The sequence below is a fragment of the Rhodococcus sp. A14 genome (assembly GCF_011603105.1).
Classification (GTDB): domain Bacteria; phylum Actinomycetota; class Actinomycetes; order Mycobacteriales; family Mycobacteriaceae; genus Rhodococcus_F; species Rhodococcus_F opacus.
In genome coordinates this window covers 58,734-71,663 of sequence record NZ_JAAOQS010000002.1, presented here as the reverse complement: position 1 = coordinate 71,663, position 12,930 = coordinate 58,734, and the positions used below count along the sequence as shown (strand labels likewise).

Below are 12,930 nucleotides of genomic sequence, written 5' to 3'. Positions count from 1 at the left end.
TGCACAGCGGGGGACCGGTCCGGTGTCCGTGAGGGGGAATCTCAGTGAGTGCTCGTCTACGTCGTCGTGTTCTTGTGGGCTCGGTTGTCCTGCTCGGGTTCGCCGCCGCCGGATGTGGGAACAGCATCGAGGGTGCCGCCGTCGCACAGCCGGGATCGTCGGACGTCGACTCGGCGTCTGCGGGCACGTCGTCTTCGGCGGCGTCCGCCGACTGCGCCGCGCTGACGAAGGCACTCGGCCGGCTGGTGGCGGACCGGCCGCATCTCACCGAGGCCGTCCTGCCCGGCTCGATCGATCCGACGTGCTCGTGGTCCAAGGGACCGACCAACGTCATGAGCACCATCACCGCGTCGGTCAAGCCGCAGGTGACGGATCCCGCCGTCCTCGTCGAGATGCGGAACGGGACGAACGTCGTCCCCGACCCCCGTTCCGCCGAGTTCGGCGGGGTGGTCCTCGACGTCGTGGCCATGGCGCTGCTCACCCCGGACCACAGCATCATCGTCAACGCGCTCGACCCCTCCGTCAGCGACGCGACCAAGCTCGACGTCGCGTTCGCGATCGCGGAGTATCTGGAGAAGTAGGTCCCCACTAGGCTGGGGGCCATGAGTGAGCAGCGCAGCAAAGCGGACAACATCAGCTGGCAGGGGTTCTCCACCAAGGCCGTGCACGCAGGATTCGACCCGGACCCGCAGACGGGCGCCGTCAACGTTCCGATCTACGCGAGTTCGACGTTCGCGCAGGACGGCGTCGGCGGCATGCGTAACGGATTCGAATACGCCCGCACCGGCAACCCCACCCGACGACCGCTCGAGGCCAACCTCGCCGCCCTCGAGTCGGGCACGTACGGTCGCGCGTTCGGCTCGGGCATGGCCGCCACCGACTGCCTGCTCCGTGCCGCGCTGCGCCCCGGCGACCACCTGGTCATCCCGAACGACGCCTACGGCGGAACGTTCCGCCTGATCGACAAGGTCTTCACCCAGTGGGGCATCGAGTACACGCCCGCCGCGGTCTCCGACGTGGACGCGGTCCGGGCAGCCATCCGGCCCAACACCAAGCTCGTGTGGGTCGAGACGCCCACGAACCCGCTCCTCAACATCGGTGACATCGAGGCACTGTCCGACATCGCGCACGAGGCCGGCGCGAAGATCGTCGTCGACAACACGTTCGCCTCGCCGTACCTGCAGCAGCCGCTGCAGCTCGGCGCCGACGTCGCGCTGCACTCGACCACCAAGTACATCGGCGGACACTCCGACGTCGTCGGCGGCGCACTCGTCACCAACGACGAGGAGCTCGACACGGCGTTCGCGTTCCTGCAGAACGGTGCCGGCGCGGTCCCCGGACCCTTCGACGCGTTCCTCACGCTCCGCGGAATCAAGACCCTCTCCCTGCGCATGGAGCGGCACAGCGACAACGCCGAGAAGGTCGTCGAACTGCTCACCGGGCACTCCGCGGTGTCGCAGGTCATCTACCCCGGACTCGACTCGCACCCCGGCCACAAGGTCGCGGAGAAGCAGATGCGCCGCTTCGGCGGCATGATCTCGGTCCGCCTCGCCGGCGGCAAGCAGGCCGCACTGGACTTCTGCTCGCGCACCGAGATCTTCACGCTGGCCGAGTCGCTCGGCGGCGTCGAGTCGCTGATCGAGCACCCGGGTGCCATGACCCACGCCTCCACCGCCGGTTCGCTGCTCGAGGTTCCGGACGACCTGGTGCGCCTGTCCGTCGGCATCGAGGATGCCGCCGACCTCGTGGGCGACATCGAGCAGGCGCTAAAGTAGGCGGCTTCGCCGCCCGTGCGCCTTTTTGGTTGCCGCCGCTACCAAAAAGGCGCACGGGCCGAAGGCCTTATGCTGGCCCGCGTGGAGCCTGTCACGCTGGATCAGATCAGAGCAGCTCGTAAGCTGCTGGACCCCGTCATGCGCCGGACGCCGGTGATCGCGTCCCGGGCGTTATCGGAACGATGCGGGCACGTCGTGTCGCTGAAGTGCGAAAACTTGCAGCGCACTGGATCTTTCAAACCGCGGGGTGCGTACAACCGGATCGCGAATCTGTCGGTCGCGGAACGGGCCTGCGGGGTCGTGGCGGCCAGCGCGGGCAATCACGCGCAGGGCGTGGCCTGGGCGGCCACGGAACTGGGCATCCCGTCCACCGTGTTCATGCCCACCGGCGCACCACTTCCGAAACTCGTCGCCACCAAGGCGTACGGCGCCACCGTCCACTTGACCGGCGACACCGTGGACGACGCGCTCGTCGCCGCGAAGGAGTTCGCGGACGAGACCGGCGCCGTCCTCATCCATCCCTTCGATCACGTCGACATCGTCGCCGGGCAGGGGACCGTCGGGCTCGAGATCCTCGAGCAGGAACCCGACGTCGGCACGCTTGTCGTCCCGACCGGCGGCGGTGGGCTGATCGCGGGCATCGCCGCGGCGGTCAAGGCCACCCGGCCGGACGTGCGGATCGTCGGCGTCCAGGCCGAGCAGGCGGCCGCGTGGCCGCGTTCGCTGGCGGAGGGCCGTCCGATTCCGCTGGAGACCATGTCGACGATGGCCGACGGCATCGCGGTCGGCCGGCCCGGCGACGTGCCGTTCGCCCACGTCGGCTCGCAGGTCGACGCCATCGTGACGGTCAGCGAGGACGCTCTGTCCCGGGCGCTGCTCCTGTGCCTCGAACGCGCGAAGCTCATCGTTGAGCCTGCCGGCGCGGCGGCGGTGGCCGCGTTGATCAGCTGCTCGACGGAAGAGCTGGGACTCACCGGGAAGGTGTGCGCGGTGCTGTCCGGTGGCAACATCGACCCGTTGCTGCTCACCCACGTCGTCAATCACGGCCTTCGGGCCGCCGGCCGGTATCTCGGTGTGCACGTGACCATTCCGGACCGACCGGGTGGTCTGGTCAGCCTCCTGGGCGTGATCAGCGGCAACGGCGCCAGCGTGGTGGACGTCGTCCACTCCCGCACCGGCGGCGCGCTCGCACTCGACGAGGTGGAGGTGTTCCTCACCGTCGAGACCCGTGGCCCCGGCCACCGGCAGGATCTCCTCGACGCACTGCGCGACGCCCAATACGCGGTTCGCCTCCAGGAATAGCCGGACCTAGCTCGGCCACCCACCCAGGGTGATCACCCGGAACTCCTGATCCACCAGCCGGGCAGGCAGCTCGAGGTTGGTGAGCCAATCGATCGCACCGCCGCCCATCCCCACCGCGGCCGTGCTCGACGCGTGCGCCGTGGTGCACGACTCGGCCACCACGGTCACGGTCCGCCACAACGAGATCGAGTCGGGATGCAACGGCTTGACGGTGCTGGCGGTCGCGACGGCCGCACCCGACGGGATCGACACCTGACAGGTGGGGTCGCCCGGCAGGTCCTGGACCTGGACCTGCCAGCCGCCCGGTGGCGTGGTCCCGGCGGTGGCGATGTCTCCGCCGAGCGCCACCAGGACGCCACACCCGAGCAGCTCCGCCGTCGTCGACGCACAGTGGTCGGCGGAACTCGCCCGCGCGGTCGCCGTCAGGTCGAGTTCCACGCCGGCGGGGAGCGTGACCTCGGTGCCGTCGACGGTGATCGATCGCCACGACTGGGGTGCGGGGGCCGACGCAGTGGGGTCGAGTGCCCCCTCCGTGGTGCGCGCTGCGGCGAGGGCGTCGGTGAGGAACCGCGCGAACATCGGGGTGACCGTGTTCGGGCCCTCGTCGAGGGAGCGGATCTCGGCGTCCGCGCGGTCCCGGTTGACGGCGGCATCGGCCGCCGCGAGGTAGCCGCGGATCAGGTTCGACGCCGAGCTCAGGGCGTCGGGGTCGGTGACGACGATGCGTGCGTGCGCACCCCAGGTGGACCATTCGGTTGCGCTGCGTGCGCTGGTCATATGGCGGTTCTCCGGTCGCGCGATCTCAGGAACCGCTGGACACGGCGTCCGGTGCGCCGAACCCTGCCGAGACGAGGGGTGCTGCCACCGCCGAATCGGGGGTCGCGGGGTCCGCTGCCGCCGCCATGCCACCACCGGCGACCAGTCCGGCGATTCCGGCTGCCGCGAGGACGCGGCGAACGGGAAGCAGGCGGGAAATCCGTCGGTCTTCACTCATGCCGACCAGCTTCCCCGACGAACCTTAGAACAACCTGGGAAGAATCTGTCTCTCCTCGTCGAGTGCGCGGTGGGTGCAGTGCACGCCCCTGGCGCGTCGCATGCTGTCGTGCCCGACAGCCGTGATTCGCCAGGTGCCGCTCTCCCGCAGGTCACGGTAGGAAACGGATCAATCCCGCAGAATCGCCTCGCATCTGCTGTGCCCCGTCGTAACGTGAACTCACTCGGTTAGGTGCACCGAGGAGGAGGAGCGCACGTATGTCAGTTGATGCAGCGGCGATCATCGTGGCGATCACCACCGCAGCGGGGGCCATCGTTCAGGGAGCGGACATACCGCAGCCGGTGAAAGATCAAGCAGCAGAAGCAATTCAGGTGGTCGAGCAGGCCTCACCCGACGTTCAGAAACAAGTTGACGACGCAATATCGACCCTCCCCGAACCGGCCCGCGTGCAGGCCGAGCAGATGGTGGCCCAGGCCTCGGATGTGGTGAAGCAGGCGACCGACCCCTACATTCCGCCGCCACCCGCCGTCGAGGCGGCTCCGCCGCCTGCTCCGGTTCCCCCACTGGCGCTGCCGGACACGCCACTCGACCAGCCCCCAGCGATGAGCGCCCCCGACGTCGGAAATGCGATCGGGGGCCTCGCCGCTCTGCCGGGGGTCCCCGCCCTGATCAGCGGACTCGGGTCGCTGATCCCGTCCGTCCCCGCCGGCTTCCCCGGTGTCTCGCTCGCGCCGGTCGGCGCCATCGCCGTCTTCGCGCCGTGGATCCGCAAGGCCGGGTCGCTGTGCGAGGGCATCAAGCCGCCGACGCTGGCGGCACTGTACTCCGTCGAGAACGGCTTCCGCTACGGCGCGACCTCACCGGTGTCCCGGGCGGGCGCCCGCGGTCCCGGCCAGTTCATGCCCCCCGCGTGGGCCAAGTACGGCAAGGACGCGGACGGCGACGGCAAGGTCGACATCAACGGCGTCGCCGACCCGATGATGGCGTCCGGTCAGATGCTGTGCGACCTGTTCGGGCAGATCGAGGGCTGGAAGAAGGAGGGTGTGGTCAAGGGCGACACCCTCGACCTCACGATCGCCGCGTACAACGCCGGTGCGGGTGCGGTCCGGACCGCGGGTGGCATGCCCGCCGGCAAGTTCGACTACGAGCACGAAACGCAGCCGTACGTCGCGCGGATCCGATCGCTGGAGGAGTCGTTCGCGCGGATGCTGTCGCCGTTCTTCTACGGTGCGGCCGCCGGTGACACGAGCCGCGTCGTCGAGGCGGCCATGCGGTTCATCGGTCTGCCGTACGTGTGGGGCGGCGGCAACATCAACGGACCGTCCGGCGGCGGTTTCGACTGCTCGGGGCTGACGTCGTTCGCCGTGTACGCCGCAACCGGCGTCAAACTGCCCCGCACGTCGGAAACGCAGTGGAATGTCGGTGTGGAGGTGCCGCTGTCGCAGGCCAGGCCCGGAGACCTGCTGTTCGGCAACTGGCAGTCGGGTGGGCCGGGACACGTGGCGATCTACGTCGGCAACGGCCAGATGCTGCACGCCCCGACGACGGGCGACGTGGTGCGGATCGGTCCCGTGTTCGCCGACATGAAGGCCCGCAGGGTCTTCTGATCCCGCTCACCGGCGTCAACGCAGAAAACTCCGGCCCGGGCGCGTGGCCCGGACCGGAGTTTTCGGCGGTGGATCCGCGATCAGCTGTGGTACGGCTCCGCGCTGACGAGCGTCACCTTCATGCTGCTGCCGTTGGGCAGCGTGTATTCGCGGGTTTCGCCGACCTTCGCCTCGAGCAGTGCGCCACCCAGCGGGGAGTTGGGGGAGTAGACCTCGAGCTTGTTGTCGCGTGCACCCTCTTCGCGGGTGGCGATCAGGAACGTCTCCGTGTCCTTCTCGTCGCCGTCGTAGTACACCTTCACCACGGAACCGGGCAGTGCGACACCGGACTGGGTGGGCGCTTCGCCGACCTTCGCGCTGTTCAGGAGTTCCTGAAGCTGGCGGATGCGTGCCTCCTGCTGACCCTGCTCTTCGCGGGCCGCGTGGTAGCCGCCGTTCTCCTTCAGATCGCCCTCTTCGCGACGCTCGTTGATCTCGGCGGCGATGACCGGACGATTGGCAATGAGCTGGTCGAGTTCGCTCTTGAGCCTGTCATGTGACTCCTGGGTCAGCCAGGTCACCTGGGTCTCGGTCATCTCGATCACTCCCTCGTAGTTGGAGCCGCCGGGCTCCCTCGACAGACCACTGCAACAGCAGTGATCAACGGCTCGGCAAAATTCGACGGCCGAGGCCGTTCGATTTCCGCCTTGCCGCCAATGCAGCAATACACGGTTCCAAACCGGAACCGTGTACCAGGCGATTCTAGCACGATCGGGGAGCGCAAACCCCGAATAACCCGAACGGTCGCTCGGGTGCGCTGGTGTCAGCCGCCGGTCAGATAGGCGGGAACGTCCAGGCTGCAGCCGTAGATGTCGCCCATCGCGGGCGGGCGCGACGTGTAGACGGGGGCGGTGACTTTCACCGTCTGGTCTTCGCCGCCGGCCATGTAGACCTCGCGACGGCCGGTCTCGGAACCGTCCTTGGAGCGGGAGCGGACGATGCAGACCGCCGCCTGGGACGGGTCCTCGCGGGTGACGGTGAACGTGATGTCCAGCTGCGATTCACTCACCAGATCGAACGACGTGGCCTCACTGTCGATCTCGGAGACGGCAAACTTGTCGTAGGCGACGAACGCCACGATCACACCGACGACCAGGACCGCCGCGGACAGCGCCCACACGAGCCAGCGCTTCGGGCGCGCAGGCTTTGCCGCGGCTGTGTATCGGCCCGGGGGAAGCGTTCTCGTCATCTCTCAACTCTCGTACCGCTCCGGTTCCACGTAACTTGCAGCACTCGAGCGGGGGCACGGCTGCAAGCGGAACTCTCGGGTGGAACTATAGAGGACGTGCGTCAGTGCGCCGTCAGCGATGGCGGAGGGCGAGAGCGCGCGACACGGACAAGCCGGCAACGGCTACTGGCGAAGTTGAGGTGAACGAATACGTGAGCGGATTCCGGCTCATGGCCGTCCATGCCCATCCCGACGACGAGTCGAGCAAGGGTGCCGCGACAACGGCCCGTTACGCCGCAGAGGGCAACGAAGTGAAGGTCGTGACGTTGACCGGTGGTGAACGTGGCGACATCCTCAACCCCGCGATGGACGTGCCCGGGGTACGGGACCGCATCCACGAGGTACGCATCGAGGAGATGGCCGAGGCGGCGCGCATCCTCGGAGTCCAGCACCAGTGGCTGGGATTCGTCGACTCGGGTCTGCCCGAGGGTGACCCGAAGCCGCCGCTGCCGGAGGGCTGCTTCGCGCTCGTTCCGCTCGAGGAGTCGACCGAGGCGCTGGTGCGCGTGATCCGCGAGTTCCGTCCGCACGTCATGACCACGTACGACGAGAACGGCGGCTACCCGCACCCCGATCACATCCGGTGCCACGAGGTGTCGATGGCCGCGTACGAGGCCGCTGCCGACCCGGAGCGGTTCCCCGACGCCGGGGAACCGTGGAAGGTGCAGAAGGTCTACTACTCGCACGGCTTCATCCGGAAGCGTCTCCTGCAGTTCCAGGAGGAGTACGACCGCCGCGGCGAAGAGTTCCCGATGGCCGAGTGGCTCAAGAAGTGGAAGACCGAGCAGGGCGACCTGATGGCACGCGTCACCACCCAGATCACGTGCGGCGACTATTTCCCTCAGCGTGACGACGCGTTGCGGGCCCACGCGACCCAGATCGACCCGAACGGCTCGTTCTTCGCGGTTCCGCTCGAGATCCAGCAGAAGATCTGGCCGACCGAGGAATTCGAGCTCGCCAAGACCCGCGTCACCACCTCCATCCCGGAGAACGACCTGTTCGCGGGCATCCACGAGGACGGACAGCAGTGAATGCGTTGACGGTGAGCATCGTGGCCGGCGCGGCGGACGTCCTGGCGCAGACGCCGAGCACCCCGTCCGGTCCCGAGTTCGGCAAGGCGTCGCCCATCGGCCTCGTCGTCATTCTCGCGCTGCTCGCGGGCGTGGTGCTGCTGGTGCGGTCGATGAACAAGAAGCTCAAGAACCTGCCCGAGACGTTCGAGCCGGAGCACCCCGAACCGGACCAGGAAGCGGACGAGGGCACCGACCGCGGCGCGATCCACGGTGGCGGGCCGAGCAGCACCGAACCGCCGAAGCCGACGGACACCCCGCCGAACCTGCAGAAGTAGTCGAACAGGAGCCGGACATGGACCCACGTGCACAGAACACACTCGGTGGGTCCACCAGCCCCTATCTGCGACAGCACGCCGGCAACCCCGTGCACTGGCAGCAGTGGGGTCCGGAGGCGACCGAGTGGGCGCGCGAGCGGGACGTCCCGATCCTGTTGTCGATCGGATACTCGGCGTGCCACTGGTGCCACGTGATGGCCCACGAGTCCTTCGAGGACGAGGCGGTGGCGTCGCTGATGAACGAGCACTTCGTGTGCGTCAAGGTCGACCGCGAGGAGCGTCCGGACCTCGATGCCGTGTACATGAACGCCACGGTCGCGATGACCGGTCAGGGTGGCTGGCCGATGACGTGCTTCCTCACTCCCGACGGCGCCCCGTTCTACTGCGGCACCTACTACCCGTCCGAGCCGCGCGGCGGGATGCCGTCGTTCACGCAACTGCTGAGCGCCATCGCCGACACGTGGCGGGACCGCCGCGGTGACGTCGACGACGCGGCCGCCTCGGTGGTCGCCGAGTTGCGGCGGGGAGCCGGCGGCATTCCCGAGGGCGAGGTCCGGGTGGACGCGGCCCTGCTGGACGCGGCTGCCGCAGCCGTGCTGCGGGACGAGGACGCCGACCGCGGCGGGTTCGGAGGAGCCCCCAAGTTCCCGCCGTCCGCGCTGATGGAAGGCCTGCTGCGCACGTACGAGCGGTCCGGTGACGACGACGTGCTCGGTGTTGTGGGGCGGACGGCGTCGGCGATGGCGCGCGGCGGCATCTACGACCAGCTCGGCGGCGGTTTCGCCCGGTATTCGGTCGACGCCGCGTGGGTGGTGCCGCACTTCGAGAAGATGCTCTACGACAACGCCCAGCTGCTGCGCGTGTACGCGCACCTGGGCCGGCGCACGGGCGCGGACCTGGCCGTCCGGGTCACCGAGGAGACGGTCGAGTTCCTGCTGCGCGATCTGCGCACCGACAACGGGTCGTTCGCGTCCGCCCTCGACGCCGACACCGAGGGCGTCGAGGGACTCACGTACGTGTGGACCCCCGGGCAGCTCGTCGAGGTTCTCGGCCCCGAGGACGGGGAGTGGGCGGCCCGGGTGTTCGCGGTGACCGCGGACGGGACGTTCGAGGCCGGCACGTCCGTCCTGCAGCTTCCGCGCGATCCGGACGACTGGGACCGCCGGCGCCGGATCCGGGACACGCTGCTCGCCCAGCGTGCGACGCGGCCGCAGCCGGGACGCGACGACAAGGTGGTCACCGCCTGGAACGGTCTCACGATCACCGCGCTCGCCGAGGCCGGTGCCGGACTCGGCAGGCCGGAGTGGGTGGCCGCGGCCGCCGAGTGCGCGCGTGCGGTGCTGGGCTTGCACGTCGTCGACGGGCGTCTGCGGAGGGCGTCGCTGGGAACGTCCGTGGGCGAATCGGCCGGGGTGCTCGAGGACTACGCCTGCCTGGCGACGGGCCTTCTCGCGTTGTATCAGGCGACCGGCGACAACGAGTGGCTGACACACGCGCGGGCGCTGCTGGACCGCGCCCTGATCCATTTCGCCGACGACGAGCGGCCGGGCAGCTGGTTCGACACCGCCGACGACGCCGAGACCCTGGTGACCCGTCCCCGCGACCCGGTCGACGGTGCGACGCCGTCCGGAGCGTCGTGCCTGGTCGAGGCACTGGTCACGGCGGCCGCGGTGGCCGACGCGGACGCGTCGGGACGGTACGCGAGCGCGGCCGCCGAATCGCTCGACCGGGTGGCACTGCTTCTGGAGCGCGCGCCGCGATCGGCCGGGCACTGGCTCGCGGTGGCCGAGGCGTCGGTGCGCGGCCCGATCCAGGTGGCCGTGGCGACCGACGGGGATTCCGTCCTGCTTCGGGAGGCGCGCAGACTCGCTCCCGGGGGTGCCGTCGTGGTCGGCGGCGCACCGGACTCGTCACCGCTGCTCGCCGACCGGCCGCTGGTCGGCGGCGCGTCCGCGGCGTACGTGTGCCGCGGGTTCGTGTGCGACCGCCCGGTGTCGACGATCGAGGACCTGGGTGCCGCGTTGAGCCGGTAGTCCGGCCTACCGGAACACCACCAGCCACACGGCGATGTAGTGGCACAGGGCCGCGATGACGGTGGCGGCGTGGAAGAACTCGTGATGCCCGAACGTGGTCGGCCACGGGTTGGGCCACTTGGTGGCGTAGAGGATCGCGCCGACCGAGTAGAGGATGCCGCCGATCAGCAGCAGCACCATCGGTAGGACGCCGACCTCGTGTGTCAGTTCGGGTGCGACGGGAACGATGGCCCAGCCGAGCAGCAGATAGAGCGGTACCCCGACCCAGCGCGGTGCCGTCGGCCACAGCATTTTCAGTGCGACCCCGGCGAGCGCCCCCGCCCACACGACGATCAGCAGGGTCCGGCCCGTGTCGGGCGGAAGCCCCAGCACCGCGAACGGGGTGTAACTGCCGGCGATGAACAGGAAGATCATCGAATGGTCCGCGCGCTTCATCCACGTGCGGGCCTTGACGGTGTTCCAGTGGATCCGGTGGTAGGTGGCGCTGACCCCGAACACGCCGCACACCGTGAGGCTGTAGACGGCGGTGGCGAGCGCCGCTTCCCCGGACACCTGGGTGCCCGACAGTGTGACGAGGACGATGCCGGCGATCACGGAGACGCCGAACGCCCACAGGTGGATCCACCCTCGCAGTCGGGGCTTGACGGGCAGTTCGTCGAGGCCGAAAGCGGTCACTGAACACCTCTTCTCGCTGTGTGTGGCAATAACCTACGCAACCGTAGGTTAGCTTGTGGTGAGAGCGTACCCGTCGGTAGCGGCAAGTCGTGCGCTGTGTGACGGCCGTCGCGGATCACCTTCGGATGCGGCGTACTCTTGCGTGTCATGGTGATCTCCAGGTGAGTGCGCGAGGACTGCTGTACAGCATCTACGAGCGTCGTCTACTGAAGCGGCTCGACGGTCTACAGCACCCTCGGCACATTGCCGTGATGTGCGACGGCAACCGGCGGTGGGCCCGCGAAAACGGCTTCGAGGACGTCAGTCACGGCCACCGCATGGGCGCCCTGAAGATCTCCGAGCTGCTCGGCTGGTGCGACGCCGCGGGCATCGAGATGGCCACCATCTACCTGCTGTCCACCGAGAACCTGCGCCGCGACCCCGGGGAACTCGACACCCTGCTCGAGATCATCACGGACGTCGTCGAGGAGATCTCCGGCCCCGACAAGAACTGGAGCGTCAAGATCGTCGGCGCCCTCGACCTCCTGCCCTCCGAACAGTCCCGCCGTCTGCGTGACGCGGCTGCCGGGACCGAGGGGCGCACCGGCACCCACGTCAACGTCGCGATCGGCTACGGCGGTCGCCAGGAGATCGCCGACGCCGTGCAGTCGCTGCTGAGCGAGAAACTCCTCGCGGGACTGTCGGGGGACGAACTGGTGAAATCGATCACAGTCGACGGCATCGACGGTCACCTCTACACGTCCGGCCAGCCCGACCCCGACCTCGTGATCCGCACGTCGGGGGAGCAGCGGCTGTCGGGGTTCCTGCTGTGGCAGAGCGCCTACTCCGAGATCTGGTTCACCGAGGCGTACTGGCCCGAGTTCCGCCGGGTCGACTTCCTCCGCGCGCTCCGCGACTACGCCGCCCGGCACCGCCGCTTCGGCGTCTGACGTGAGTGGCGAAGCGTGCCGGAACACACTTCGCCGCTCACCTACAGCTTCCGCAGCCGCAGCCGGTTGATCGAATGATTGGCGTCCTTGCGCAGCACGAGCGTGGCACGCGGACGCGTCGGCAGGATGTTCTCGACGAGGTTGGGCCGGTTGATGTTGTGCCAGATCTCCTGGGCGGCAGCCGTCGCGTCCCGGTCGGACAGTCCGGCGTAGTGGTGGAAGTGTGCGTCGGGGTCGGAGAACGACGTCTTCCGCAGCGCGAGAAAACGCTGGATGTACCAGTTCTCGATGTCCTCGATGCGGGCGTCGACGTAGATCGAGAAGTCGAACAGGTCCGACACCATCAGCCGGGGACCGGTCTGCAGCACGTTGAGACCCTCGATGATGAGGATGTCCGGCTGCCGGATCAGGTGGTACTGGCCCGGGATGATGTCGTACGAGATGTGTGAATACACCGGCGCGGCCACTTCTTCGGCCCCCGACTTCACCTCGGTGACGAACCGCAGCAGCTTGCGGCGGTCGTAACTTTCGGGAAAGCCCTTGCGGTGCATGATCCCGCGGCGGTTCAGCTCGGCCGTCTGATACAGGAAGCCGTCCGTCGTCACCAGGTCGACGCGCGGGTGGTGCTCCCACCGCGCGAGGAGGGCCTGGAGGACACGGGCGGTGGTGGACTTGCCGACCGCCACACTGCCGGCGACGCCGATCACGAACGGCACCTGCTGGTCGGGGTGCTTCTCGCCGAGGAACGTCGCGGTCGCGGCGAACAGTCGCTGACGTGCCGCGACCTGCAGGTGGATGAGACGCGACAGCGGCAGGTACACCTCCGCGACCTCTTCGAGGTCGATCTGCTCGCCGAGGCCCCGCAGTCCGTACAGCTCTTCCTCGGTCAGGACGAGTGGCGTCGACTTACGCAGTGTGCGCCACTGCTTCCGGTCGAATTCGACGTACGGACTGGACTCGCTCGTCCGCGCCATCAGTTCCGCTCACACTCGGGTACACG

General features: G+C 68.6%; 14 protein-coding genes. 8 read left to right on the top strand and 6 right to left on the bottom strand.

The genetic code is table 11. The features are described from left to right. Positions 1–44 precede the first annotated feature (44 nt). The 3 genes from G9373_RS01575 (at position 45) to ilvA (ending at position 3,077) form a co-directional block, all read left to right on the top strand. Entirely contained in the window at positions 45–581 is a 537-nt protein-coding gene (locus G9373_RS01575) for a hypothetical protein (RefSeq protein WP_085999970.1), read from the top strand. Positions 582–602: 21 nt separating this feature from the next. Then, positions 603–1,775: a cystathionine gamma-synthase gene (locus G9373_RS01570; RefSeq protein ID WP_005567047.1), complete on the top strand. Its 1,173-nt coding sequence runs from the start codon at positions 603–605 to the stop codon at positions 1,773–1,775. A gap of 69 nt (positions 1,776–1,844) precedes the next feature. Then, positions 1,845–3,077: a threonine ammonia-lyase gene (ilvA, locus tag G9373_RS01565; protein ID WP_005253726.1), complete on the top strand. Its 1,233-nt coding sequence runs from the start codon at positions 1,845–1,847 to the stop codon at positions 3,075–3,077. Positions 3,078–3,083: 6 nt separating this feature from the next. Here ilvA and G9373_RS01560 read toward each other — a convergent pair whose 3' ends face one another. Further along, positions 3,084–3,854 carry an FAD:protein FMN transferase gene (locus G9373_RS01560; protein WP_005569314.1) on the bottom strand — a complete coding sequence of 257 codons (771 nt, stop codon included), beginning with the start codon at positions 3,852–3,854 and terminating at the stop codon, positions 3,084–3,086. A gap of 25 nt (positions 3,855–3,879) precedes the next feature. Next, the gene (locus G9373_RS01555; protein WP_005253724.1) at positions 3,880–4,071 is read right to left on the bottom strand and encodes a hypothetical protein; all 192 of its coding nucleotides are present in this window, start codon (positions 4,069–4,071) and stop codon (positions 3,880–3,882) included. A gap of 257 nt (positions 4,072–4,328) precedes the next feature. On the opposite strand from G9373_RS01555, the gene G9373_RS01550 reads away from it, so the two are divergent. Next, positions 4,329–5,678, top strand: a complete 1,350-nt coding sequence (locus G9373_RS01550) for a bifunctional lytic transglycosylase/C40 family peptidase (protein ID WP_005253723.1) — start codon at positions 4,329–4,331, stop codon at positions 5,676–5,678. Positions 5,679–5,758: 80 nt separating this feature from the next. On the opposite strand, the gene greA is transcribed toward G9373_RS01550, so the two are convergent. After that, positions 5,759–6,253 carry a transcription elongation factor GreA gene (gene greA, locus G9373_RS01545; RefSeq protein WP_005238978.1) on the bottom strand — a complete coding sequence of 165 codons (495 nt, stop codon included), beginning with the start codon at positions 6,251–6,253 and terminating at the stop codon, positions 5,759–5,761. A 227-nt stretch (positions 6,254–6,480) separates the two neighbouring features. Continuing rightward, positions 6,481–6,906, bottom strand: coding sequence for a DUF4307 domain-containing protein (locus tag G9373_RS01540; protein WP_167113657.1), 426 nt, complete (start codon positions 6,904–6,906; stop codon positions 6,481–6,483). A gap of 191 nt (positions 6,907–7,097) precedes the next feature. Here G9373_RS01540 and mca point away from each other — a divergent pair, with 191 nt between their 5' ends. The 3 genes from mca to G9373_RS01525 are packed head-to-tail and all read left to right on the top strand — an operon-like array spanning position 7,098 to position 10,326. Continuing rightward, positions 7,098–7,976: a mycothiol conjugate amidase Mca gene (mca, locus tag G9373_RS01535; protein WP_005253721.1), complete on the top strand. Its 879-nt coding sequence runs from the start codon at positions 7,098–7,100 to the stop codon at positions 7,974–7,976. Further along, positions 7,973–8,293: a hypothetical protein gene (locus G9373_RS01530; RefSeq protein ID WP_005253720.1), complete on the top strand. Its 321-nt coding sequence runs from the start codon at positions 7,973–7,975 to the stop codon at positions 8,291–8,293. The genes mca and G9373_RS01530 overlap by 4 nt, the downstream gene beginning before the upstream one ends. Positions 8,294–8,310: 17 nt before the next feature. Next, the gene (locus G9373_RS01525) at positions 8,311–10,326 is read left to right on the top strand and encodes a thioredoxin domain-containing protein (RefSeq protein ID WP_167113653.1); all 2,016 of its coding nucleotides are present in this window, start codon (positions 8,311–8,313) and stop codon (positions 10,324–10,326) included. A gap of 6 nt (positions 10,327–10,332) precedes the next feature. Here the strand turns inward: G9373_RS01525 and G9373_RS01520 are convergent, their stop codons facing one another. Further along, entirely contained in the window at positions 10,333–11,001 is a 669-nt protein-coding gene (locus tag G9373_RS01520; RefSeq protein WP_005572246.1) for a hemolysin III family protein, read from the bottom strand. 161 nt (positions 11,002–11,162) lie between these two features. On the opposite strand from G9373_RS01520, the gene G9373_RS01515 reads away from it, so the two are divergent. Beyond that, positions 11,163–11,930, top strand: a complete 768-nt coding sequence (locus tag G9373_RS01515) for an isoprenyl transferase (protein ID WP_005572244.1) — start codon at positions 11,163–11,165, stop codon at positions 11,928–11,930. Between the two features lie 41 nt (positions 11,931–11,971). On the opposite strand, the gene coaA is transcribed toward G9373_RS01515, so the two are convergent. Further along, entirely contained in the window at positions 11,972–12,904 is a 933-nt protein-coding gene (gene coaA, locus G9373_RS01510) for a type I pantothenate kinase (RefSeq protein ID WP_005253716.1), read from the bottom strand. Positions 12,905–12,930 lie beyond the last annotated feature (26 nt).